The organism is Pseudarthrobacter sp. NPDC092439, from assembly GCF_044754945.1.
Classification (GTDB): domain Bacteria; phylum Actinomycetota; class Actinomycetes; order Actinomycetales; family Micrococcaceae; genus Arthrobacter.
Genome location: NZ_JBIVQB010000002.1, coordinates 322,292 through 346,043, shown reverse-complemented (window position 1 = coordinate 346,043; position 23,752 = coordinate 322,292). Strand labels below are relative to the sequence as shown.

Below are 23,752 nucleotides of genomic sequence, written 5' to 3'. Positions count from 1 at the left end.
GTCCACTTTACTTTCCCCGGTGCCGCGCGCTGAGTTCAGCGGTCATGGCCAGCCGGTCGGGCTTCCCATTGGGCAGCATGAGCAGCGCCGGTGCGGCCAGGACGGTTTTGGGGGCCAGCAGGCCCAGGGTGTTGTGCCACTGCCCTTCCAGCGCGGTGCCCTGCTCTTCCGGGTCCGCGTTCGGCGCCACCGCCACATAGGCGGCCACGGCCTGTCCCCATTCAGCGGACGGCACGCCGGCCACGAAAGCCGCGCCCACGCCGTCGGACTTTTCCAGCTCTTCCTGGACCCGTGCCGCGGACACCTTGATGCCTCCGGTGATGATGACGTCGTCCGCGCGTCCCAGCACGGTGAGCCGGCCGTCGTCGTCCAGGCGGCCCAGGTCGCTGGTACGGTACCAGCGCACGCCGTCCTCTTCGAAGAAGGTGCCCGTTTCAAGGTCCGGCGCCTCCAGGTACCCGGCGGCGATGGTGTCGCCGCCCAGGAGGATCCGGCCGTCCGGGTCCACGCGCACGGAGACGCCCTCCAGAGGGTAACCGTCGTAGACGCAGCCGCCGCAGGTCTCCGCGGAGCCGTAGGTGCTGATAACCCGGACGCCTGCGTCGCGGGCGGCGGCCATCAGCGATGACGGTGCCGGCGCTCCGCCCAACAGCACGGCGTTGAAGCGGCGCAGTACGGCGAGCGTGTCGGCTGAAGGGTCCTGCAGGAGCCGCTGGAGCTGGGTGGGGACCAGCGAGGTGAACCGGACGGTGTCCGTCAGTTCCAGCGCCGCCGCGGTGAACGCCTGGGGGGTGAACCCGCCGGACATGTCCATCACCCATGGCCGGGTGCCGGCGAAAAGCGACCTGACCAGTACCTGGACGCCGGCCACATACTGGATGGGCAGCGCCAGCAGCCACTGGCCTTCGCCCTTGAGCGCGATCGCGGTAGCCATCGAGGACGCAGCAAGGGACTCGACAGTAAGCACGGCGGCCTTGGGCGCGCCCGTGGACCCGGAGGTGCGGACCACCACCACGGCGTCGTCGCAGCCGGGCGTGTCCACGTGTCCCACCACCAGCCCGCCCGCGGCGTCCACGGAAAGTTCGACGGCGGGACCCTCGCCGTGGAGGGCGGCCGAGAGGGCCCTCAGTGCCGGTTCGACATTGAGGGGGACTCCGGCGGACGGTTCGCTGTTCATAGCCGTTCCTGCCTTAGAAGTAGTGCGGGAAACTGGACCAGTCGGGGTCGCGCTTCTGCAGGAAGGCCTCCTTGCCCTCCACGGCCTCATCCGTCATGTAGGCCAGGCGGGTGGCTTCACCGGCAAAGACCTGCTGGCCGGCCAGTCCGTCGTCGGCGAGGTTGAAGGCGAACTTGAGCATCCGGATGGCCTGCGGCGACTGGCGCGCGATGTCCGCCGCATACTCCAGGGCGACCTCTTCAAGGCGGTCGTGGTCAACGGCCTCGTTCACGGCGCCCATCCTGACCATATCCTCGGCGGAATACTCGCGGGCCAGGAAGAAAATCTCGCGGGCGGCCTTCTGGCCGATCTGCCGGGCCAGCAGGGCGGAGCCGTAGCCGGCGTCGAAGCTGCCCACCGTGGCGTCTGTCTGCTTGAACTTGCCGTGCTCGCGGGACGCGATGGTCAGGTCGCTGACCACGTGCAGGGAGTGCCCGCCGCCGGCTGCCCATCCGTTGACGACGGCGATGACGACCTTGGGCATGGTGCGCATCAGCCGCTGGACTTCCAGGATGTGCAGGCGCCCGGCGCGGGCGGGATCGATGGTCTCCTGGGTTTCGCCGTCTGCATAGCGGTAGCCGTCCCGGCCGCGGATCCTCTGGTCACCGCCGGAACAGAACGAGTGGCCGCCGTCCTTGGGGGAGGGTCCGTTGCCGGTGAGGAGCACTGTGGCGACATCCGGCGTCATCCGGGCGTGGTCCATGGCGCGGTATAGCTCGTCCACGGTTCCCGGCCGGAAGGCGTTGCGGACCTCGGGCCGGTTGAAAGCAATCCGGACCGTGGGCAGGTCGCGCACCCGGCCGCCGTCGGAATCACGTTCCACCTGGCGGTGGTACGTCATGTCCTGAAAGTCCTCAAAGCCGGACACCACGCGCCAGCGGGTGGGATCGAAAACGTCAGACACTTTGGCCGGGATTTGATTGCTCACCGTTCAAGTCTAGTAATCGGCCTCAGCTGATGCAGAACTCGTTGCCTTCGGGGTCCGCCATGGTGTGCCAGGAATGCGGCCCCTGGCTGGCGGACCACAGGTACGTGGCGCCCCGCGCCTCAAGCTCGTGCCGGGCCTGGTCCTTGTCCTTACCGGCCAGGTTAACGTCCCAGTGCACCCGGTTCTTGACGGACTTAACCTCCGTGCCGGTCTGGAAAAGGATGCGCCGGGCAGGAGCCTTTGCGTCGACTTCCTCGGACGGGCGGATGGCCGAGCCGTCCTTCCACACGAGGTTTCCGCGGTGGATCATGGTCTGGTCTTCGCTGGCGTACCCCTGCGTGACCATCGAGCGGATGAAGGTGGCATCCTGCGCCTCCACGGACCACTGCAGTGTTTCGGCCCACCAATCCGCGAGCTGGTGCGGGTGCCGGCAGTCCACGACGATCTGGATATTGAGTCCCATGCGCCCACGCTACGGCTGCAGTCGCCGGTGCGAAACCCCCGAAATGTGCTTCCACCCCGCGCCGCACTCGGAGGAGCGGGTCAGGGCTGGACCTGCTGCAGCTGATCGAAGACCTCGGGCGGGATTGCATAGATGAATACAACGGCCAGGAGGTTCTTCGCGGCGTGCACGAAGTAGGAGAACATCAGGTTCTTTCCGGTCCAGACATACACAAATACCAGGGTTGCCCCCATGGCCAGGTAGGGCAGCAGTGCGGTCAGGGTGATGGCCTCCTGGCCGGCGATATGGATGCCGGCGAACAGGATGACGGACAGGGTGCAGCAGATCCAGACGTTCAGGCGCCGGCCCAGCTTGCCGATCAGCAGGTGCCGGAAGATGTATTCCTCGACGAACGGCCCCACCACCACCAGCAGCGGCACCATGAGCCAGCCCGGGACCTGCTGCATGAGTTCCTGCAGGCCTTCCTGGTTGGCGGATGTCTCCGTTTCGCCGCCCCATGAGACCAGGAGGGCGGTCAGGATGAGCATCCCGACGACGGCGGCCGGCACCATCAGCAGGGTGAACCACGGGCGCGTGGCAAGGACCTCGAGGTCGCGGCGCACCACCTTGCGGGCCGCAAGCAGCGCCAGTATGCCTACGGAGGCATAAAACAACAGGTTTACCGCGTAGGAGACTGCGGCGGGGGACGGAGCCAGGCTGCTGAGGAACGGGGCCAGCAGTTCTCCCGCTATCCCGAACACCACTCCGATGGCGACGTACGCGCCCAGGGCCCAGTAATCCAGGGACGAGAAACGGTAAATACGGGGATGTGGTGCCGGCGGGAGACGGCGGGCAGTAGGCATGGGCCCAGCCTATCGCCGTTGCATGGACGCCGGCTGGACGCCGCCGCGTTGCCCGCCGTACCCGCGTCAACTAGAATATTCGGTATGCCTAAAAATATGTTTCGGTGCGCCAAAGTAGCCGTCCCGAACCGGCGGTCCCAGGTCCGTGCGCTCCAGCACGTGCGCCTGCGCGCCGCGGTCGTTGCCGCAGTGGTACTTTCACTGGTCCTCACCGCCTGCGGAGGTGGCGCCGAGGGGAACGGCGGGGACAGCAAGCCGGTGGTCCTCACTACCTTCACGGTGCTGGCCGACGTCGCCCGAAACGTTGCGGGGGACAAGCTGACGGTGGAGTCCATCACCAAGGCGGGCGCGGAAATCCATGGCTACGAACCCACCCCCGGGGATATCCGCAAGGCGTCCAAGGCTGACCTGATCCTGGACAACGGCCTGAACCTGGAAGCCTGGTTCTCCCAGTTCGTGGAGGGACTGGACGTCCCCCATGCCGTGGTCAGCGACGGAGTTGAAGTGATGGACATCGGTGAGGACTCCTACCGGGGCAAGCCGAATCCGCATGCGTGGATGTCTCCGCTGAACGTGCAGATCTACGTAGACAACATGGTCATGGCCTTCTCCGACCTGGACCCGGAGAACGCTGCCGCCTTCAAGGCCAACGGGGAGGCTTACAAAGCGGAGCTGCAGGCGGTGCAGGACCAGCTGACCAAGAGCCTGTCCGCCCTGCCCAAATCGCAGCGGGCGCTGGTCACCTGCGAAGGCGCCTTCTCCTACCTGGCGCGCGACGCAGGGCTTAAAGAGGTGTATATCTGGGCTGTGAACGCCGAGCAGCAAGCCACCCCGCAGCAGATCACCCGCGCCATCGAATACGTCAAGGAGCACCGGGTTCCCGCCGTTTTCTGCGAGTCCACCGTGTCCGACGCGCCCATGCAGCAGGTGGTTGAGGCCACCGGCGCGGAATTCGGCGGGACGCTCTACGTCGACTCGCTGTCCGAAGCGGATGGGCCCGTTCCCACCTACCTTGACCTCATCCGCCACGACGCGGACGTGATTATCAAGGCTCTCGCCGGAGCCGAATCATGACGCACCCTGCCATCCTGGTGGACCACGTCACCGTCCATTACGGCGAAGTGCTGGCGCTGGATTCAGCATCCCTTGCCTTGGAGCCGGCGCGGGTCTGCGGGCTGGTGGGGATGAATGGCTCCGGCAAATCCACCCTCTTCAAGGTCATCATGGGAATGGTGAAGCCCGACGCCGGGACGGTCCGGATCCACGGACAGCCGCCGTCCCGGGCGCGCAGGGAAGGGGGGATCGGCTACGTGCCCCAAAGCGAGGACGTGGACTGGCAGTTCCCCTTGTCCGTCCGCGACGTGGTGATGATGGGCCGCTATGGTCACCAGGGCTTCACCCGCCGGGCATCGAAGGCGGACCGGGCTGCGGTGGATGAAGCGCTGGAGCGTGTGGAACTGCAGGATTTCGCCGGCCGGCAGATCGGGCAGCTCTCCGGGGGGCAAAAGAAGCGCGCCTTCGTAGCCCGCGGCATCGCGCAGGGTGCCACCACCATGTTGCTGGACGAACCGTTCGCCGGTGTGGACAAGCGCTCCGAGGCCACCATCACCCGGCTGCTGCGCGAGCTTGCAGCGGACGGTTGCACCATCCTGGTGTCCACCCATGACCTCCACGCCCTGCCTCGGCTGTGTGATGAGGCGGTGCTGCTGATGCACAGGGTGCTCATGCACGGGCCGCCGGAACAAGTGCTGCAGCCCGAAAACCTGGCCATGGCGTTCGGGCTTGATGTCCTGGACCGGGATGCCCGCCGTGCGGAAGGGCGGACGGCCTGATGGAACTGCTCCTGGAACCCCTGGGCTACGACTTCATGGTCCGCGCCCTGCTCACCACGGTGCTGGCCGCCGTCGTCTCAGCCGTGCTGAGCTGCTGGCTGGTGCTGATCGGCTGGTCGCTTATGGGCGACGCGGTGTCCCATGCGGTCCTGCCAGGCGTGGTCCTGGCCTATATCGTGGGTGCGCCGTTCGCGCTGGGAGCCCTGGTCTTCGCGCTGGTGGCCGTGACGCTGATCGGGGTGGTCCGCAATACGTCCCGGGTCAAGGAGGACGCGGCGATCGGCATCGTCTTTTCCTCCTTGTTCGCGCTGGGCCTTGTCCTGATCTCCGTTACGCCCAGCCAGACGGATTTGAACCACATCATCTTCGGCAACCTGTTGGGGGTTAGTGTCCCGGACCTCATCCAGGTGCTGGTGCTGGGCGTGGTGGCCCTGGTGGTCCTCATCCTGAAGCGCCGCGACCTGACGCTGTACGCCTTTGATCCCACCCACGCGCACGCCATCGGGCTCTCGCCCCGGCGGCTTGGGGCGCTCCTGCTCGGCCTGCTGGCCCTGACCTCGGTGGTTGCGCTGCAGACCGTGGGCGTGGTGCTGGTGGTGGCCATGCTGATCATCCCGGGCGCCACGGCGTACCTGCTGACTGACCGGTTCTCGCGGATGCTCCTGATCGCACCGTCGATTTCCGCAGTATGTTCGGTGGCCGGCATCTATCTCAGCTACTACCTGGACACCGCCTCCGGCGCCATGGTGGTGCTGGCGCAGGGCACGGTGTTCGCCCTGGTGCACCTTTTCAGCCCCCGCCAAGGGCTCATCGGTAGCCGTCTGGCCAAAGCGAGGCGCCGCCGGCAGGCGGTTCCCGCAGGCCCCGCGTGAGCCCAGCCACCGCGGGCTGTAGCCCGGGTCACGGTGGTATACGAAATTTCTTGTAGGATGGATAGGCCGCTTGAGCTTCGGCGGTGTGCCCAATTGCGCTCATAAACGGATGCCTGACGAGCAAAAGACCGAATATGTGAGCCAGGTCATACTATCACCGGATGCGGCGAAAACCCCAACCCACAAGGAATAGTTGTGTCCCAAACCCCAACAGAACTTAAGAACGCCGCGGCGCCATCCACAGCCGCCGACTCTTCCCTCAGCGCTGAGGGCTACGCGAAGGCCCTGAGTGGCCGCCAGGTCACCATGATCGCCATGGGCGGTGCCATCGGCGTCGGACTCTTCATGGGTGCCGGCGGCCGGCTGGCCTCCACCGGCCCCGCCCTGATCTTCTCCTACGCCATTGCCGGCGTCATCGCCTACCTCCTGATGCGCGCCCTCGGCGAACTCATCATGTACCGCCAGACCTCCGGTTCCTTCGTCAGCTACGCCGGCGAAATGTTCGGCAAGAAGGGCGCGTACCTGTCGGGCTGGATGTACTTCATCAACTGGGCCATGACCGGCATCGCCGAACTCATCGCCATCGGCCTGTACTTCCAGTTCTTCTTCCCCAACGTTCCGGTCGAGATGTCTGCGATCGCGGCGCTGCTCCTCCTGGTGGGCGTGAACCTCCTGAGCGTCAAGGCGTTTGGCGAGTTCGAATTCTGGGCTTCCTGCCTCAAGGTGGGTGCCATCGTCATCTTCCTGGCCGTGGGTACCTTCATGGTCGTCACCAACGCCCAGGTGGGTGACGGCAACGCCTCGGTGGCCAACCTCTTCGCTGCCGAAGGCGGCATGTTCCCCAAGGGCGCGCTGGTCATGATTCTGGTGCTCAACGCCGTGATCTTTGCCTACAACGGCATTGAACTCGTTGGCATCACCGCCGGCGAAATGCAGGATCCGGCGAAGGAAGTGCCCAAGGCGATCCGCGCCGTCGTGCTCCGCATTGTGGTGTTCTACGTTGGTTCCGTCACCCTGCTGGCGATGCTGCTGCCTTCGGACCAGTACGTGGCCGGCACCTCGCCGTTCGTTACCGTGTTCGGCCAGATGGGCCTGGCATGGATGGGTGACGTCATGAACATGATCGTCATCACCGCTGCGCTGTCTTCCTGCAACTCCGGCCTCTACTCAATCGGCCGGATCTTCCGCACCATGGCCAACAACGGGCACGCCCCGGAATGGCTTACCCGAATGTCCAAGAACCACGTGCCGTATGCCGCCATCCTGGCCATCGGCGCCGTGTACCTGGTGGGCATCATGCTGAACATCTGGCTTGGCGGCTCCCACGCGTTCGATCTCGCCCTCAACTCCGCCTCAATCGGCGTGATCTTCACGTGGGGTGCCATCTTCGCCAGCCAGATCGCGCTGCGCACCAAGAAGGGCAAGGTTTCTGCCCTGCCCGCACCGGGCGGCGTGTGGAGCAGCTGGGTGGGCCTGGCCTCCCTGCTGGTGATCACCATCCTGATCGGGTTCGACACGATGACCAGCAAGTCCGGCGAGGTTTTCCACCTCGGCCTCTGGACCCTGGCCACCATTCCGCTGTTCTCGCTGCTGCTGTGGCTGGGCTGGCGGAAGGTCAGGAATAACGAACCGAAGTCGGCGCTGTTCAGCTAACGCTTTCGGCAATGACGACGACGGCGGGCCGCCCTTCCCGGGCGGCCCGCCGTTGGCGTTTTCCGGAATCGATTGCTCCGCAACTGCCGTCTTGGGGTGTCAAAAGGACCGCTACGGAGCAATCGATGGGGGCGGTGGTGTGGAGCACGCCGCAGGGGCAGACTGGGCCTTGTGGGCGAACCCTGGGTGCTGCATGTGGACCTTGACCAGTTCATTGCAGCTGTGGAAGTACTCCGCCGGCCCGAGCTCGCGGGCAAGGCGGTGATTGTTGGCGGCCGGGGTGATCCCACCGAGCGGGCAGTGGTGTCGACGGCATCCTACGAAGCCCGTGCCTATGGCGTCGGCTCGGGAATGCCCCTGCGGATCGCTGCGCGGAAAGTGCCCGACGCCGTCATCCTGCCCGTCGACCAGGAGGCCTACCTCGCGGCATCCGAACAGGTCATGGCGGTCCTCCGCTCGCAGCCCGGTGCCACCGTCCAGGTGCTCGGCTGGGATGAAGCCTTCGTCGGCGTGCGGGCAGAGGATCCGGAGGCCTACGCCCGGCAGTTGCAGCACGCTGTACTTGGGGCGACCCGGCTGCACTGCAGTGTGGGCATCGGTGACACCCTGGTCCGTGCCAAGGTGGCCACAACGTTCGGCAAGCCGGCCGGCGTCTTCCGGCTTACGGAAGGCAATTGGCTGGAGGTGATGGGGAGCCGGCCCACCATCGAACTCTGGGGCGTAGGAACGAAGGTGTCGCGGCGCCTGGCCAAGCTGAGCATCAGGACAGTGGCCGAGCTGGCAGCGTCCAGTCCTGAAGAACTGGTCTCCGAGTTCGGCCCGAGGATGGGGCCCTGGTATGCGCAGCTGGGGCGGGGTGACGGCGCGCGGACAGTTGATGACACGCCCTGGGTGGCACGCGGGCACAGCCGGGAGACCACCTTCCAGCACGACCTGACCGAGCCCGGGCAGATTGACGGCGCCGTTCGGGAACTGGCGGTGCACGTGCTGGAGGATGTGGCAGCCGAAGGGCGGCCGGTCGTTGGCCTGACGCTTAAGGTCCGCTATGCCCCCTTCATCACCAGGACATACTCACGGAAGATCCCTGAAACGTCGGACCCCGCGGAAGTGCTGGCGCGGGTGTTTGGCCTTGTGACGAAAATTGAGCCTGGCCGCCCCATCAGGCTCCTGGGGCTGCGCGCCGAAATGACAATGCCGGACGACTCCCGGGAGGGGCATACCCCCACCCGCAGCGGGTGGTGACGGCTTCCCTCCCGTGCCAAAGGGAGGCAGCCGCAGTGCGTCCGGCGCGAAAAAGAACGGCGGCGGACCCCGAAAAGGGGTCCGCCGCCGTTCGCGTGCGGGAGGCTAGTCGCGCTTGAACTCGTCCTTGATGTCTTCGCCGACCTTCTTGGCGTCGGCCTTGACCTGGTCGGCCTGGCCCTCTGCCCTCAGGCGGTCATTGTCTGTTGCGTTGCCTGCAGCTTCCTTGGCCTTGCCGCCCATGTCTTCTGCTGCGTTACCGATCTTGTCTCCGAGGCCCATTGTGGTGGCCTCCTTTCGTTTCCGGTGATCAAACAATGCGGTTTCACCATAACACGAAGCTTGCTTACTATTTCAAGCCCCGCGGGCGGAATCGGACTAGGCTCAAGCCCATGGAACATTCCACCACCCTCACCCAGCACATTCAGGCGACGCCGGCGAGCGTGTGGGCGGTGATCACCGATATTCCAGGCTCGGCGGCCACGCTCAGTGGCGTGGAGTCGGTGCAGCTGCTCACCGACGGCCCCTACGGAGAGGGCACGCGGTGGCGTGAAACGCGAAAGATGATGGGCCGCTCCGAGACGGTGGAGATGTGGGTGGCCTCGGCAGACCCCGGCCGAAGCACGGTGGTCAAGGCCGTGCAGGGCGGAGCCGACTACACCACCCGCTTCAATCTGTCCCCGCGCGACGGCGGGACGGACCTGACGCTCACCTTCGGGGCAGAGATCATGAAGCCCACGGCCGCCAGCCGCATCCTGATGGCACTCTTCGGCAGGTTGGGCATGTCCCTGACCCGTAAGGCGCTGGCCAGGGACCTGGCGGACATCGCGGCCAAGGCAGAGTCCCGCTAACAACGCAACAGGGGTGTCTTGGGGCGGGCGGCCGTGTACTATTTACAGAACGAACGGTCGGTAAGTGGGTCATGCCCGCGGTACCGTCCGCCGAGACAGTGCTGTAGATCGCGTGAAGGGTGTTTCCATGGCTGCAACCGCAGGGCCGCAGGCTTTCCTTGTTGGCGGGGTACGTACGCCGGTGGGCCGGTACGGCGGGGCGCTCTCGTCCGTCCGCCCCGATGACCTCGCCGCCCTGGTGGTCCGCGAGTCCGTAACCCGGGCCGGCGTGGATCCGGACAGCATCGAGGAGGTGATCCTGGGCAACGCCAACGGTGCCGGCGAGGAAAACCGCAATGTCGCCCGCATGGCCACCCTCCTGGCCGGACTTCCCCTCCATATCCCCGGCATCACCGTGAACCGGCTGTGCGCCTCCGGCCTGAGCGCCATCATCCAGGCCAGCCAGATGATCAAGGCAGGAGCCGCGGACATCGTCATAGCAGGCGGCGTCGAATCCATGAGCCGCGCGCCGTGGGTCCAGGAAAAGCCCGCCACCGCGTTTGCCAAGCCCGGCCAGATCTTTGACACCTCCATTGGGTGGCGCTTCGTCAACCCGAAATTCCAGAAGGGCGAACTCGCGCGCCACGGCAAGATGACATACTCCATGCCGGAAACCGCCGAGCAGGTGGCCCGTGTGGACAACATCTCCCGCGAGGACGCCGACGCGTTCGCCGTCCGCTCCCACGAGCGGGCGCTGGCCGCCATTGAAGCCGGCCGGTTCAAGGACGAAATCGTCCCCGTCACGGTGAAGACCCGAAAGTCCGAGACCGTGGTGGACACCGACGAAGGTCCCCGCCAGGGCACCACGATGGACGTCCTCGCTGGGCTGCGCCCCGTGATTCCGGGCGGCTCCGTAGTCACCGCGGGCAACTCCTCCACCCTCAACGACGGCGCCTCGGCGATCATCGTCGCCTCCGAAGCAGCCATTGAGCGCCTGGGCCTGGTGCCGCGCGCGCGCATTATCGACGGTGCCTCGGCCGGTTGCGAGCCCGAGATCATGGGCATCGGCCCGGTCCCGGCGACGCAGAAGGTGCTCAAGCGGAGCGGCTACGGCGTGGGTGACCTTGCCGCCGTCGAACTTAATGAAGCTTTTGCCACCCAGTCGCTGGCGAGCATGCGGCGCCTGGGGCTGGATCCGGAGATCGTGAATAACGACGGCGGCGCGATCGCCCTGGGGCACCCGCTGGGTTCCAGCGGGGCCAGGATCGTGATCACGCTGCTGGGCCGGATGGAGCGCGAGGACGCCCGGATCGGCCTGGCCACCATGTGCATCGGTGTTGGCCAGGGCACGGCCATGCTGCTGGAGAAGGTCTGATGGCCGGCGCCGTGGACCTCGCTGCTGAAAAATTTGAGGCGCTGCTGGTCGAAGAGCGCCCGGACCGGGTGGTGGTGCTGCTTAACCGACCGCAGGTGCGCAACGCGATCGACCAGCAGATGGTCGATGAACTCCACACCGTATGCGCAGCGCTGGAACAGGACCCGAAGGTCCTGGTCATCGCCGGCGTTGAAGGTGTCTTCGCCTCGGGTGCGGACATCGCCCAGCTGCGAGAGCGGCGGCGTGACGATGCCCTGCAGGGGATCAACTCCACCATCTTCGTGCGGATGGCGAAGCTGCCCATGCCCGTGATCGCGGCCCTGGACGGTTACTGCCTGGGCGGCGGCGCCGAGCTGGCATACGCCGCGGACTTCCGGATCGGCACGCCCTCGGTCAAAATCGGCAACCCCGAAACCGGCCTGGGCATTCTGGCCGCCGCCGGCGCCAGCTGGCGGCTCAAGGAACTCGTGGGGGAGCCGGTGGCCAAGCAGATCCTGCTGGCCGGCAGGATCCTCGGCGCGGAGGAAGCCCTGGCAGTCAACCTCATCACGGAGATCCACGAGGCTGACGGGCTCATGGCCGCCGCACACAGTTTGGCGGACCGGATCGGCCGGCAGGACCCGCTGGCCGTGCGGATCACCAAATCCGTGTTCCACGCGCCGGCCGAGGCGCACCCCCTGATCGACCAGCTGGCCCAGGGGATCCTTTTTGAATCCCAGGCAAAGTTCGACCGCATGCAGGCGTTCCTGGACAGGAAATCACAGAAGAAGGACCAGCAATGACCAACTCCGAGTTGCCCGCAGAGCTGCCCCGCGCCGTCGGCGTCCTGGGCGGCGGACGGATGGGAGCCGGCATCGCCCACGCGTTCCTCATCAAGGGCGCGGACGTGCTGGTGGTGGAACGTGACGAGCAGTCGGCCGAAGCCGCGCGGGAGAGGGTGGAGTCCGCTGCGGCGAAGTCCATTGAGCGGGGCGCCACGGACGCCAACCTGGACGAGGTGGCCTCCCGGCTGACGGTCGGCGTGGACTACGAGGCCTTCAAGGACCGGAAGCTGGTGGTCGAGGCCGTTCCCGAGGACTGGGACCTGAAGGTCGCATCGCTGCGCGGCATCGAGGAACGCCTTGCCGCGGATGCGTTCCTCGCCTCCAACACCTCGTCGCTGTCCGTCAACGGCCTGGCCGCCGAACTGGCCCGGCCGCAGAACTTCCTGGGCCTGCACTTCTTCAACCCCGTCCCCGCGTCCACCCTCATCGAGGTGGTGCTGGGCGAGAGGACGTCTCCCGAACTCGCTGCCGCGGCAAAGAGGTGGGTCGAGGCACTCGGCAAGACCGCCGTCGTCGTCAATGATGCCCCCGGCTTTGCGTCCTCCCGGCTTGGCGTGGCCATCGCCCTGGAGGCCATGCGCATGGTGGAGGAAGGCGTGGCGTCCGCCGAGGACATCGATAACGCCATGGTGCTCGGCTATAAGCACCCTACCGGGCCGCTGAAGACCACCGACATCGTAGGGCTGGATGTCCGGCTCGGCATCGCCGAATACCTGCACTCCACCCTGGGCGACCGGTTCGCGCCGCCGCAGATCCTCCGCGACAAGGTGGCCCGCGGCGAGCTGGGGCGCAAGACCGGCAAGGGATTCTTCGACTGGCCGGCAGCGGGCAACTAGCCAAACAGCCCCACGATGTAGCCAATAAAGAAGAGCAGGAACAACAGCACGCCCGCGCCGATGGCCGCGAGCCAGAACACTTGCTGGCCCTTCCCGGATCCGGGCTGGCGCGGCTCCTGCGTGCCGGTCACTGACCCTTCCCCCGGCGGAGTTTCGCCCGGCGGCACTCCGCCGCCGGGTTCGAGGCCTGTGACCCTGTCGTCATCCGGATCCGGGTTGGTACCTGACATTTCAACTCCCTTGGCTTGCGCTGCTGGTGCTGTGCCCAGCGTAGCCGGGGATGGCCTTCCCTCCTAGGACCGGCTACGCCCGGGCCAGCTGCTTCAGGCTGACTGAGGCCAGCAGTGCGTCTGCGTATGCGTCGTGCCCGTCAGCGTTCGGATGGAAATTCCGGGGATCGAACAGGTTTCCGCTGTCGAGGAAGATCCACGGATTGGTTGAGTTGACCGCGTGGCCGGCAAACGTGCCGGTCACATCGACGTACTGGACCTGCGTTCCGAACAGGTTCTTGGCGGTTGCCGCCGCAGACGCGATGGTCAGGTTCAGCCCGGCCGTTCCGCCGTTGACCAGGGCCTGGGCCGGTGTTGGGATGATCGGGACAGCGGACGTGTCAAATAGCATCGGATAACCCAGGACAGCAATCCTTGCCCGCGGTGCGTAGCTCTGGATGGCGGCGAAGGTCTGGACCAGGTTGGCGTGAACGGCCGGCAGGGCGGCTGCCGCGGCGGAACTGGCAGCGGTGCACGCCTCGATGGTGGACGTGGCGCACGTGTAGAGGATGGCGCTGACCCCGATATCGTTGGCCCCGGCGGTGATGCTGACCAGTTCGGTGTCCCTGGAGAGGCGGCCGCTCGCCATCAGGCCGCCGATCTGGGCCTGGACGCTGGTAACGCCGATCGACGAATCCACGAGCAGGGCACCGTGGCAGGCCGCGTTGCCGGCGAGGGAGACCGGGACCACGGCGTCGACATGGTCGACGTACCCGCCGGCCGTCTGCGTGCACGGCGGCGTCGGGACGAAGGCGGCGGCGCCGGTCCCCGCTGTATAGGAGTCCCCGACGGCCACGTAGTCCACATCCTTCGGCGGCGGCGCCGCCTCGGCCGGAACGGCCGTGAAACCAAGTGCCAGGGCCAGGGCGGCGAGGAAGGCCGCTAAAGCCGGGTGCGGCCGTCGTGCATTTTCCATCAGGTTCTCCTTTGACGCGTGAGAGCAAAAAAAGGGGGTGTCCGATGAACGCTACGCCTGCCCGGGCCGGCCGTCACGAGTACGAGGTACCCGATTTTCCCTACTTCCGCCGCTCCATGAGCAGGTTGGTGATGCGAAGGGTGCACAGGCGCTGGCCGGCGTCGTTGGTGATGAGTACCTCGTGGGTGGTGAGGGTGCCGCCCAGGTGGATAGGCGTGGCGGTGATGGTGATCTGGCCCTCGCGTGCGGACCGGTGGTGCGTGGCGGAAACGTCCACACCCACCGCCGTCTTGCCCATGGTGCTGGCGTGGATCACTGCTGCCCAGGAGCCCACCGCCTCGCCCACGGCCAGGGACGCCCCGCCGTGCAGCAGTCCGAATGACTGCCGGTTCCCCTCAACGGGCATGGTGGCCACCACGCGCTGGACGGATTCCTCGACGATCTTCACGCCCATCTTCTCGTCGAGCTCGCCGAGCGTGATTTTCCACAGCCCGGTGTCTGTGGGGGAGCGGTCGGCAGGCGTGGCGGTCATGGTTCTCCTCGGCAGTGGCGGAACGTCCGGCGTGCAAATTCCTAGTGTGCACCACGGCGCATTCATGTACTGTAGTTATATTACCGAACGGCCGGTCAGTAATGATCGACCGTCTTCGTCTGCCCCCGTGTTGGAAGGACCAGTCAACGATGACCACCACTGCCACAGCTCCCCAGGCCACGGTCGACACCGTCGAGACCGTCCCCAGTTTCGTCCAGGACCGCTGGTGGACGCCCGACGCCGGCTCTGCAGCTTCCGCTGTCCCCGTCCGGGATGCCAGCACGGGTGAGCTCCTGGCCAGGGTGAGCACGGAAGGCCTGGACCTCGCCGCCGTCGTGGAGCACGGCCGCACCGTGGGCCAGGCCGAACTCGGCAAGCTGACCTTCCACCAGCGCGCCCTCAAGCTCAAGGAACTGGCGCAGTACCTCAATGCCCGCCGCGAGCACTTCTATGCCTTCTCCGCGCAGACCGGCGCCACCAAAATCGACTCCATGATCGACATCGAGGGCGGCATCGGCGTCCTCTTCACCTTTGGCTCCAAGGGCCGCCGCGAGCTCCCCAACGCCCAGGTGGTGGTGGATGGCCCCATGGAGATCCTGTCCAAGGACGGCTCGTTCGCCGGTGAGCACATCTACACGCGCATCCCCGGCGTAGCCGTGCAGATCAACGCGTTCAACTTCCCCGTCTGGGGCATGCTGGAAAAGCTGGCGCCCGCCTTCATCGCCGGCGTCCCCACCATCGTCAAGCCGGCCACCCCCACCGGCTACGTTGCCGCCGCCGTGGTGAAGGCCATTATTGAATCCAACATCCTGCCCAAGGGATCGTTGCAGCTGGTCTCCGGCTCCGTCCGCGGGCTGCTGGACGTGCTGGACTACCGCGACCTCGTGGCCTTCACGGGGTCTGCGTCCACCGCGCAGTCGCTGAAATCGCACCGCAACGTGGTGGAGGGCGGAGTCCGGTTCACCTCTGAAACCGACTCCCTCAATGCCGCGATCCTCGGTCCGGACGCCGTGGAGGGCACCCCCGAGTTCGACGCGTTCGTCAAGTCCGTGGTCACCGAAATGACCGTCAAGGCCGGGCAGAAGTGCACAGCCATCCGCCGCGCCATCGTGCCCCAGGCGATGGTTCCGGCCGTCTCCGCCGCCATTGGCAAGCGCGTCCAGGAGCGCGTGATCCTCGGCGACCCCCGCGCGGAAGGCGTCACCATGGGTGCCCTCGCCTCCGTAGAGCAGCTCCAGGACGTCCGCGCCGCCGTCCAGTCAATGCTCGACGCCGGCGGTGAGCTTGCCTACGGAACGCTCGATTCGCCGTCGGTCACCTCTGCCGACGGAACCGCCGGGGTAGTGGAGGAGGGCGCGTTCATGTCTCCGGTGGTGCTGAACTGGCAGGATCCCGAGGCGGAGGCGATCCACTCGCTGGAAGCCTTCGGTCCGGTCTCGTCCGTGATCGGTTATAAGGACATTTCCGACGCCGTCCGCCTTGCCGCCCGCGGCGGCGGCTCGCTGGTGGCGTCCGTGTGCACCAATGATCCCGAAGTCGCGCGTGAACTGGTCACCGGCATCGCTGCCCACCACGGCCGCGTGCTGATGCTGAACCGGGAGGACGCCCGCAGCTCCACCGGGCACGGCTCGCCCGTGCCGCACCTGGTCCATGGCGGCCCGGGACGCGCCGGCGGCGGCGAGGAGCTTGGCGGTATCCGGTCCGTCATGCACCACATGCAGCGCACCGCCATCCAGGGTTCGCCCAACATGCTCACCGCAGTCACGGGCATCTGGCACGCAGGGGCGGACCGGAACTTCACCGTGGAGACCGAGGGGACGCACCCGTTCCGGAAGCCGCTCTCCTCCCTCCGCATCGGCGACGCCGTCCGGTCCGGGCTGCGCCAGGTCACCCTGGAGGACATCACCGCGTTCGCCAACTCGACCGGCGACACGTTCTACGCCCACACCAACCAGGAAGCGGCGGAAGCGAACCCCTTCTTCCCGGGCATCGTGGCCCACGGTTACCTGCTGCTCAGCTGGGCCGCCGGGCTGTTCGTGGAGCCCGCTCCGGGCCCTGTCCTGGCGAACTACGGGCTGGAAAACCTGCGGTTCATCACCCCCGTCGCGGCAGGGGATTCCATCCGGGTGACGCTCACGGCCAAGAAGATCACCCCGCGCGAAACGGATGAGTACGGCGAGGTCGCCTGGGACGCCGTCCTGACCAACCAGAATGACGAGATTGTGGCCACCTACGACGTCCTCACGCTGGTCGAAAAGTAACGGCCGAAAAATCGCGGCGCGGAAAGCGGGCCCCTAACCCCCGACGCTCTCTCACTTAATGCGCCTTAACGCCCAACGCTCTCTCACTTGGTGAGAGAGCGTTGGGCGTTTTGCAGCATTAAGTGAGAGAGCGTCCGGCGGGGAGGATCAGGACTCGGCGCCGGCGTGCAGGCCGTCGTCGCTGCTGTCGTCCTCGGGGCCGGTGCCGTGACCGGTGCTGCTCTGGTCCGAGAGGTCCATGTTGCCGCGGGCTTCCTCCATGGTGGGGCCGCCGGACGGAACACTGTAGGTGTCCGGGCGGATGCCGTGGGACTGTTCCTCGATCAGGGCCTGCTCTTCACTGAACCGGATAGCGTTCGCCTCATCGCCGGCGTCGCCCGGGACGTCGTCCCGCACCTTGGACGGGTCCGGGACGATGAAACCGGCGTCCGCTTCTTCTTTGGGGTGGCTCATTTTCTGACCTTCCTATCGGGTGGTTCTACTGGTGGGCCGCTCCACGAGGTCCGCCTTGATATCCAGGCTTTGGTCCCCGCGTTTGATCTTGAAGCCTACGGTATCGCCGGGATTCCGGCCGCGAAGTTCAGCCAAGAGCTTCTCCGGCGCCGTCAGCTGGACGCCTTCCATGGACTCCAGCGCATCCCCCGGCCGGATCCCGGCGCGCCCGGCCGGCCCGTCGCCGTCGACCGCCAGGACCAGCACGCCGGAGCCCGCCCGGATGCCCAACTGGCTGGCGATCTGCGGCGTGAGCTCACCTGGGGTCAGGCCCAGGTAGGCGTGCTCGGCTGTGCCATCCTCCAGCAACTCCTCGGCAACCTCAACCGCGGTGGCGGCGGGTATGGCGAAACCCAGGGCCACGGCGCCGGCTGACGGCGGGATGTAGGCCTCGCTGATGCCGATGATCTCGCCCCGCATGTTGATCACGGCGCCGCCCGAGTTGCCGGGGCTGATGGGTGCATCTGTCTGGATCAGGTCCACCAGGGACAGGCTGTTGGATGCCGATCCGGGAATCGAGCGGTGCAGCCCGGAGATGATCCCGGCCGTGGCAGTGTTTTCGAAGCCCAGCGGGGAACCCAGCACCAGGGCGTCCTCGCCCACCTTGGGGAGCGTGGTCTGGTACACGGGCTTGGGCAGGCCGGTACGGTCGGCCTGGATCAGCGCGAGGTCGGTGACCGCATCCGTCGCCTTGACCGTGCCGCTCACCCTCTGTCCGTCCGCGAACCCCACTTCAACCTCGGCGGCGCCGCGCACCACATGCTCGTTGGTGAGGATCAGGCCGTCTTCGGAGTACACCACCCCGCTGCCCAGGCCGCCCCGGGTAAAAATCGTGACCACGGACGGCGACAGGTTCTCCACCAGTTCCGGAAGGCTGCCCGCCGCGGCCGGCTCCGGCGCGGCACTCGGCGGGGCAACCGCCGTCGTACTCGCTGGTCCCTCTGGCGTGGGAGGCAGGGAACCGGTGCAGGCGGAAAGTACGACGGCGGCGCTTGCCATGGCGGCGGCGGCAGCCGGGCGCCGGAGGGGCTGAGCTGCGGCTGGCTTCACGGGGCAAACCTCCCTGCGGATGCTGGTCTTGCTACCACCGTAACCGTCGGGCGCGTCGATACCAAGTACGCTTAGTATCCTTGGTTGAACCGACGTACGCGCCCTTCTACTGGTGGCCGTGCAGCCCGTCAAAGGCCATGGTGATGACGTCGTCCGCCAGTTTCTCCGGCGAGAGCGACCCGCCCGGCCTGTACCACTCCACGATGGAGTTGATCATGCCGAACAGAAGCCGGGTGACCGTGCGCGGATCGATGTCCTGGCGCAGTGAGCCCTCGTCCCGGGCAGCGGAAATGAGCGCGGCCACCTTGTGGTCGAACATGCGGCGGCGGGCCAGCGCGTCCCGCTCGATCTCCGTGTTGCCTCGCAGGCGCAGCAGCAGGGTGACGAACGGCAGCCGGTCCACCAGCACCGCCACCGTCTGCCGCAGCACGAATTCCAGCCGGGCATCCGCCGCGCCGGATGTGGCCTGCGGCTGCTCCAGGATGGCCTCCAGCCCGCCCAGCGCGTGGTCCAGGGCAAGCTTGAGGAGGTCGCCCTTGGACGGCACGTGATGGTAGATCGCTGACTTGGAGATGCCCAGGTTTTCCGCCAGGATGCCCATGGAGGTTGCGTCGTAACCATGCCGGTTGAAGACGTCCACCGCAATGCGCAGCACCGACTGCTGGTCGTAGCCCGGCCGGCCGCGCTTGGTTCCCGAAGGGGTGGCGGCTGCTGTGGTGCTTGCTGTGCTGGGCATAGAGGCTAGTTTCTCACGAACGGTCGGTCAGCCTTGTCCCTTGGGGCGCAGGTCGTAGATGCGGCGCAGCTTGCCGTTTGAGCGCTCAAGCGATCCCGGGTCCACCACATCCACGGCGCACGAAGAACCCACGTGGATCTTGATCTGCTCCTTCAAGGCACGCGCCGCCGTCGCGCATTGCTCGGGGGTGACGGCATCCCGCCGCTCGATCCGCACGGTCAGCTGGTCCATCCGCTGGCCTTCGGGGCGGGTGAGTTCGAGCTGGAAGTGGGGGCTCAGGTCGGGGATGCGCAGGGCGATCTCCTCGATCTGGGACGGGAAGAGGTTCACGCCGCGGAGAATGATCATGTCATCGCTGCGGCCGGTGATGCGGCCCATGCGGCGGTGCGCGGGGCGGGCGGTGCCGGGGAGCAGGCGGGTGAGGTCCTTGGTGCGGTAGCGGATGATGGGCAGCGCTTCCTTGGTGAGCGAGGTGAAGACGAGTTCGCCGTGTTCGCCGTCGCGCAGGACGTTTTCCTTGCCCACCGCGGGGTTGTAAGCGTCAATAATTTCGGGGCGGAAGTGGTCCTCCCAGATGTGGCTTCCATCCTGGGTTTCCACCGCTTCGCCGGCGACGCCCGGGCCCATGACTTCGGACAGGCCGTAGATGTCGCAGGCCTTGATGTCCATGGTGACCTCGAGTTCGTGCCGCATCTCCTCGGTCCACGGCTCGGCGCCCAGGACCGCGAATTTCAGGGAAGTGGACCGGGGATCGATGCCCATGTGCGCCATGGCGTCGGCGATGGTCAGCAGGTAGGTGGGGGTGGCCAGGATGGCATCCGGCCGGAAGTCCTGGATGAGCTGGATCTGGCGTTCGGTCTGGCCGCCGGACATCGGGATGACGGTGCAGCCCAGCGCCTCGGCGCCGGCGTGCGCGCCCAGGCCGCCGGTGAACAGGCCGTAGCCGTAGGCGTTGTGGACCTTCATGCCGGGCCGCACACCGGAGGCGCGGAGTGAGCGGGCCACGAGCTTGGCCCAGTCAGCCAGGTCCTTTTTCGTGTAGCCGACGACGGTGGGCCTGCCCGTGGTGCCGGAGCTTGCATGGACGCGGGCTACTTCAGCCTGCGGGACGGCGAACATGCCGAACGGGTATTCCTCCCGCAGGTCCTCCTTGGTGGTGAAGGGAAAGTTGCCCAGGTCGCTGAGTTCCCGGAGGTCGCGCGGGTGGATGCCGGCGTCGTCGAACTTGCGCTTGTACAGGGGGACGCGGTCGTAGGCGTACTGAACGGTATGCTGCAGCCGGCTCAGCTGGAGCGCTTCGAGCTCGTCGCGGGAGATGGTCTCCTCGCGGTCCAGGACGGCGTCCGAGCCTGTGATATCGGCTGAAGCGGCGGTGGCGGCGGGGGTTTCAGGGGCATGCAGGGACATGGTTTTCCTACTTCTTGGAGATGGTGCGGCTGCGCCCGCGGAACTCGGCGATGAGTTGGCCGTACTGGGGCAGGGAGGAGTCTGCGGGGGAGCCGGAAGCCGGCGTACGGGCGTCGGCGGCGAATATCTGGATGTCGTAGAGCCCGCTGCGGCCGGCGCTGGAGCGGCGGTCCGCCACTGCCGTGAGTACCTGGCCGCGGAAGGCGGGCTTGAGGAAGTTGATGTCGACGCCGGATGCCACGGTGATGCTGTTTTCTTCTCCGGGTGCCGGGGCGGCGGGGTTGCACGCGAGTGCGAAGGCCGTGTCGCCGAAGGCGAAGATCATTCCGCCGTGGGCCATGCCGAAGCCGTTGAGCATTTCCTGCCGGAGGGTCATCCGGATGGTGGCGTGCCCGTCGCTGAGCGCGATGACGTCGATGCCCATCCACTCGGAGGCGTAGTCGTTCTCCAGGATTTGGTGGGGTGGGCCCGAGAGGGTTGTTCCAGCCATGCGTCATTGCCTCCAGCTTTATTTACCGAATGTTCATTAGGTAATCCCATGCAGGGGGTCGGTGTCAAGGGTTGTCCGGCGCCGGGGCCCTTCGTTTCCCTTGCCTGCAGCCCCTCCGCGAGATGGCACTTAACGGCAGTCCGGGGTGTCAACACTGCTGCGAAGTGCCAACTCGCGGAGGGGAGGTGAAAGACTGGGGTGGACCTGCATCACCACTACCTAAGGGCGGACCATGGCCAAGGGGATCTACGTCAGTGCAACCACACCCGGATCGGGCAAGTCACTTGTGGCTTTGGGCCTGGCGGACACCCTCCACCGGCATGCGGACCGGATTGGATTCTTCAAACCGGTGGTCCAGGGGCCAGGGGACGATCCGATGGTGGCGCTGATGAAGAGCCGCTTCGAACTCGATGACCAGCGCTGCCGCGGCGGCCTGACGTTCCAGCAGGTCCGCGAGCTGCTGGCCGAAGGCAACCGGGCCGAGATCGACGCCCGCTGCGTGGAAATCTTCGCCGAAATCTCCCGCCACTGCGACGTGGTAATCGTGGAGGGCACGGACCTGACCGGCCAGGATGCCGCCGTCGAATTCGACCTGAACGCCCGGCTCGCCAACAACCTTGCCGCCTCCGTGGTGGCCGTTGTCGGAGCGAAGGGGAGGACCGTCGAGGAGGCCACCGCCGCCGTCGAGGTGGCCCGCAAGGAGCTCTCCGCGGAGAAATGCTCGCTGCTGGCCATCATGGTCAACCGCGCGAACCCGGACGACGTCGGTGCTATCGCCGCCGCCGTGAAGCCCGGCGCCTCCGGACGTCCCGTCTACGTTTTCCCCGAACTGGAGGACATCGCCCGGCCCACCACGGGTGAGGTGGCCGCGGCGCTTGGTGTGCGGCAGATCGCCGGCCGGGCAGACATGGAGCGGGACGTGAAGGACGTCAAGGTGGCGGCCATGAATGTGGGCAACTTCCTGAACGTGCTGGACGAAGGCGCGCTGGTGATCGTTCCCGGGGACCGGGCGGACGTAATGGTCGCCTGCCTGGCCTCGTCGTTCTCGCCCGAATTTCCGGTGCCGTCCGGGCTCGTCCTGACCGGCGGCCTGGCCCCGGATGCCAACATCTACCCACTGCTTGCACAGGCGCCATTCCCCGTTTTTGCCTCCGCCGAGGACACCTATGGCACAGCAAAGCGCATCTCTGAGGTCCGCAGCGAAATCTGGTCCGGGCACCGCCGCAAGGTGGCCTCCGCGCTGGGTTTGTGGTCGCGGAGCGTAGACGAGGCCGAGCTGGTGGAGCGGCTGCACCTGCCGCGGGCCGAACGCATGACACCCCTTCGGTTCCTGCACGACCTGATCGAGCGGGCCCGGGCGCAGCGCCGCCACGTAGTCCTGCCCGAAGGGACGGACGTCCGGATCCTGCGCGCCGCCGAAATCCTGCACCGCCGCGACGTATGTGACCTTACAGTCCTGGGCCCGGAACCCGAGGTGCGCGAACTGGCCTCCTCCAGCGGCATCGACCTGACCGGGATCAGCGTCGTGGACCCGGCCACCTCGGAGCTGCGCCAGAAGTTCGCTGAGAAGTACGCGGAGCTGAGGGCGCACAAGGGCGTGGACCTGCCCAAGGCGTTGGAAATCATGCAGGACGTCAGCTACTTCGGCACCATGATGGTCCAGCTGGGCGTCGTGGACGGGATGGTCTCCGGCGCCGCGCACACCACCGCGCATACCATCCGCCCGGCGCTGGAGTTCGTGAAGACGCGCGAGGGCGTAAAGATCGTTTCCTCGGTGTTCCTGATGCTCATGCCGGACCGGGTGCTGGTGTATGGCGACTGTGCCGTGAACCCGGACCCGAACGTGGAGCAGCTCGCGGACATCGCGCTGGCCTCGGCCGAGACAGCGGCACAGTTCGGCGTGGAGCCGCGCGTGGCCATGCTGTCCTATTCCACCGGGGGCTCCGGTTCCGGTGAGGCTGTGGACCAGGTCCGGCAGGCCACGGACCTGGTCCGGCAGCGGCGCCCCGACCTCGCCGTCGAAGGCCCCATCCAGTACGACGCCGCCGTGGACGCGTCCATCGCGGAGTCCAAGATGCCGGGCTCGTCCGTGGCAGGGCAGGCGACCGTGTTCATTTTTCCCGACCTGAACACCGGCAACAACACGTACAAGGCCGTCCAGCAAAGCTCCGGTGCGGTCGCCGTCGGGCCGGTCCTGCAGGGGCTCCGGAAGCCCGTGAACGACCTGTCCCGGGGCTGCACCGTGGAGGACATCGTAAACACGGTAGCCATCACGGCGATCCAGGCCCAGGCTTAGCCCCGGCGCCGGCCTCCTGATCCCGCGTTGCGTTCGTTAGCTGTTGTCCGGTTTGGCCAGGCTCTCCGGGTCTTCCTCTTTGGCGGGCTCATCGGACAGGCCCTGGGGGCTGAGGTCCAGGCCCTCAGTGTTTTCCGGGGCCTGGGGGGCCTCGCCGGTTTCGTTGGCCTTGAGCGCTCCGGTGTCGTCGAGCGCCGGGTTCGCACCCTCGACGCCGGTGGGATCCTTGGTGCCGGAGCCGCCCGGGCCGGCGCCAGCGCCGCCGTCGTGCGTTCCGCTTGCGCCCTCGGGCAGCGGCGCGGTGCTGCTGGATCCGGTATTGGTGGGGTCGTTGTCCTCGGCGGGCGTGGGCTCGTTGGTCATGCGATGTCCTCTCGGCGTGGTCCGGCC

The 23,752-nt window shown here is 66.7% G+C and carries 25 protein-coding genes; 11 read left to right on the top strand and 14 right to left on the bottom strand.

Going from position 1 to position 23,752, the window contains the following annotated elements:
• Positions 1–7 precede the first annotated feature (7 nt).
• From ACIQCM_RS06450 to ACIQCM_RS06435, 4 genes are all read right to left on the bottom strand, one after another.
• Positions 8–1,177, bottom strand: coding sequence for an AMP-binding protein (locus ACIQCM_RS06450; protein ID WP_400604873.1), 1,170 nt, complete (start codon positions 1,175–1,177; stop codon positions 8–10).
• A 13-nt stretch (positions 1,178–1,190) separates the two neighbouring features.
• Entirely contained in the window at positions 1,191–2,144 is a 954-nt protein-coding gene (locus ACIQCM_RS06445) for a 1,4-dihydroxy-2-naphthoyl-CoA synthase (protein ID WP_400604871.1), read from the bottom strand.
• Between the two features lie 22 nt (positions 2,145–2,166).
• Positions 2,167–2,607 (bottom strand): VOC family protein, encoded by a 441-nt coding sequence (locus ACIQCM_RS06440; protein ID WP_400604869.1) that lies wholly within the window; start codon positions 2,605–2,607, stop codon positions 2,167–2,169.
• A gap of 80 nt (positions 2,608–2,687) precedes the next feature.
• Entirely contained in the window at positions 2,688–3,449 is a 762-nt protein-coding gene (locus ACIQCM_RS06435; RefSeq protein WP_400604867.1) for a lysostaphin resistance A-like protein, read from the bottom strand.
• 84 nt (positions 3,450–3,533) lie between these two features.
• Between ACIQCM_RS06435 and ACIQCM_RS06430 the strand changes: the two genes are divergently transcribed.
• The 5 genes from ACIQCM_RS06430 (at position 3,534) to ACIQCM_RS06410 (ending at position 9,048) form a co-directional block, all read left to right on the top strand.
• Positions 3,534–4,523, top strand: coding sequence for a metal ABC transporter substrate-binding protein (locus ACIQCM_RS06430; protein WP_400604865.1), 990 nt, complete (start codon positions 3,534–3,536; stop codon positions 4,521–4,523).
• The gene (locus tag ACIQCM_RS06425; protein WP_400604863.1) at positions 4,520–5,281 is read left to right on the top strand and encodes a metal ABC transporter ATP-binding protein; all 762 of its coding nucleotides are present in this window, start codon (positions 4,520–4,522) and stop codon (positions 5,279–5,281) included. The genes ACIQCM_RS06430 and ACIQCM_RS06425 overlap by 4 nt, the downstream gene beginning before the upstream one ends.
• Positions 5,281–6,153, top strand: coding sequence for a metal ABC transporter permease (locus ACIQCM_RS06420; RefSeq protein WP_400604861.1), 873 nt, complete (start codon positions 5,281–5,283; stop codon positions 6,151–6,153). Before ACIQCM_RS06425 ends, ACIQCM_RS06420 begins: the two co-directional genes overlap by 1 nt.
• Before the next feature lie 189 nt (positions 6,154–6,342).
• The gene (locus tag ACIQCM_RS06415) at positions 6,343–7,806 is read left to right on the top strand and encodes an amino acid permease (protein ID WP_400605447.1); all 1,464 of its coding nucleotides are present in this window, start codon (positions 6,343–6,345) and stop codon (positions 7,804–7,806) included.
• A gap of 186 nt (positions 7,807–7,992) precedes the next feature.
• Positions 7,993–9,048, top strand: a complete 1,056-nt coding sequence (locus ACIQCM_RS06410) for a DNA polymerase IV (protein WP_400605445.1) — start codon at positions 7,993–7,995, stop codon at positions 9,046–9,048.
• A 105-nt stretch (positions 9,049–9,153) separates the two neighbouring features.
• On the opposite strand, the gene ACIQCM_RS06405 is transcribed toward ACIQCM_RS06410, so the two are convergent.
• Positions 9,154–9,330: a CsbD family protein gene (locus tag ACIQCM_RS06405; RefSeq protein WP_400604860.1), complete on the bottom strand. Its 177-nt coding sequence runs from the start codon at positions 9,328–9,330 to the stop codon at positions 9,154–9,156.
• 110 nt (positions 9,331–9,440) lie between these two features.
• Here ACIQCM_RS06405 and ACIQCM_RS06400 point away from each other — a divergent pair, with 110 nt between their 5' ends.
• From ACIQCM_RS06400 to ACIQCM_RS06385, 4 genes are all read left to right on the top strand, one after another.
• Positions 9,441–9,899 carry an SRPBCC family protein gene (locus tag ACIQCM_RS06400; RefSeq protein WP_400604858.1) on the top strand — a complete coding sequence of 153 codons (459 nt, stop codon included), beginning with the start codon at positions 9,441–9,443 and terminating at the stop codon, positions 9,897–9,899.
• Between the two features lie 127 nt (positions 9,900–10,026).
• The gene (locus tag ACIQCM_RS06395) at positions 10,027–11,253 is read left to right on the top strand and encodes a thiolase family protein (protein ID WP_400604856.1); all 1,227 of its coding nucleotides are present in this window, start codon (positions 10,027–10,029) and stop codon (positions 11,251–11,253) included.
• Entirely contained in the window at positions 11,253–12,035 is a 783-nt protein-coding gene (locus ACIQCM_RS06390; RefSeq protein WP_400604855.1) for an enoyl-CoA hydratase/isomerase family protein, read from the top strand. Before ACIQCM_RS06395 ends, ACIQCM_RS06390 begins: the two co-directional genes overlap by 1 nt.
• Positions 12,032–12,913, top strand: coding sequence for a 3-hydroxyacyl-CoA dehydrogenase family protein (locus tag ACIQCM_RS06385; RefSeq protein WP_400604853.1), 882 nt, complete (start codon positions 12,032–12,034; stop codon positions 12,911–12,913). The genes ACIQCM_RS06390 and ACIQCM_RS06385 overlap by 4 nt, the downstream gene beginning before the upstream one ends.
• Here ACIQCM_RS06385 and ACIQCM_RS06380 read toward each other — a convergent pair.
• The 3 genes from ACIQCM_RS06380 to ACIQCM_RS06370 all read right to left on the bottom strand — a co-directional run bounded on the left by ACIQCM_RS06380 (position 12,910) and on the right by ACIQCM_RS06370 (position 14,630).
• The gene (locus ACIQCM_RS06380; RefSeq protein WP_400604851.1) at positions 12,910–13,143 is read right to left on the bottom strand and encodes a DUF6480 family protein; all 234 of its coding nucleotides are present in this window, start codon (positions 13,141–13,143) and stop codon (positions 12,910–12,912) included. The genes ACIQCM_RS06385 and ACIQCM_RS06380 overlap by 4 nt on opposite strands.
• A 73-nt stretch (positions 13,144–13,216) precedes the next feature.
• Complete coding sequence (locus tag ACIQCM_RS06375) at positions 13,217–14,098, bottom strand: SGNH/GDSL hydrolase family protein (RefSeq protein ID WP_400604849.1); 882 nt, start codon at positions 14,096–14,098, stop codon at positions 13,217–13,219.
• Positions 14,099–14,198: 100 nt separating this feature from the next.
• A complete protein-coding gene (locus ACIQCM_RS06370) occupies positions 14,199–14,630 on the bottom strand; it encodes a PaaI family thioesterase (protein WP_400604847.1) in 432 nt (143 codons plus the stop codon).
• Positions 14,631–14,779: 149 nt separating this feature from the next.
• Here ACIQCM_RS06370 and paaZ point away from each other — a divergent pair, with 149 nt between their 5' ends.
• Complete coding sequence (gene paaZ, locus ACIQCM_RS06365; protein ID WP_400604846.1) at positions 14,780–16,891, top strand: phenylacetic acid degradation bifunctional protein PaaZ; 2,112 nt, start codon at positions 14,780–14,782, stop codon at positions 16,889–16,891.
• A 147-nt stretch (positions 16,892–17,038) separates the two neighbouring features.
• Here the strand turns inward: paaZ and ACIQCM_RS06360 are convergent, their stop codons facing one another.
• The 5 genes from ACIQCM_RS06360 to ACIQCM_RS06340 all read right to left on the bottom strand — a co-directional run bounded on the left by ACIQCM_RS06360 (position 17,039) and on the right by ACIQCM_RS06340 (position 21,066).
• Positions 17,039–17,344, bottom strand: coding sequence for a hypothetical protein (locus ACIQCM_RS06360; RefSeq protein ID WP_400604844.1), 306 nt, complete (start codon positions 17,342–17,344; stop codon positions 17,039–17,041).
• Between the two features lie 12 nt (positions 17,345–17,356).
• A complete protein-coding gene (locus ACIQCM_RS06355; protein WP_400605443.1) occupies positions 17,357–18,382 on the bottom strand; it encodes a S1C family serine protease in 1,026 nt (341 codons plus the stop codon).
• 157 nt (positions 18,383–18,539) lie between these two features.
• Positions 18,540–19,169: a TetR/AcrR family transcriptional regulator gene (locus tag ACIQCM_RS06350; protein ID WP_400604843.1), complete on the bottom strand. Its 630-nt coding sequence runs from the start codon at positions 19,167–19,169 to the stop codon at positions 18,540–18,542.
• A 27-nt stretch (positions 19,170–19,196) separates the two neighbouring features.
• Entirely contained in the window at positions 19,197–20,576 is a 1,380-nt protein-coding gene (gene paaK / locus ACIQCM_RS06345; protein WP_400604841.1) for a phenylacetate--CoA ligase PaaK, read from the bottom strand.
• A gap of 7 nt (positions 20,577–20,583) precedes the next feature.
• Positions 20,584–21,066 (bottom strand): hotdog fold thioesterase, encoded by a 483-nt coding sequence (locus ACIQCM_RS06340; RefSeq protein WP_400604839.1) that lies wholly within the window; start codon positions 21,064–21,066, stop codon positions 20,584–20,586.
• A 232-nt stretch (positions 21,067–21,298) separates the two neighbouring features.
• Between ACIQCM_RS06340 and pta the strand changes: the two genes are divergently transcribed.
• Positions 21,299–23,362 carry a phosphate acetyltransferase gene (gene pta / locus ACIQCM_RS06335; RefSeq protein ID WP_400604837.1) on the top strand — a complete coding sequence of 688 codons (2,064 nt, stop codon included), beginning with the start codon at positions 21,299–21,301 and terminating at the stop codon, positions 23,360–23,362.
• Positions 23,363–23,398: 36 nt separating this feature from the next.
• Here the strand turns inward: pta and ACIQCM_RS06330 are convergent, their stop codons facing one another.
• A complete protein-coding gene (locus ACIQCM_RS06330) occupies positions 23,399–23,725 on the bottom strand; it encodes a hypothetical protein (RefSeq protein ID WP_400604836.1) in 327 nt (108 codons plus the stop codon).
• Between the last annotated feature and the right edge of the window lie 27 nt (positions 23,726–23,752).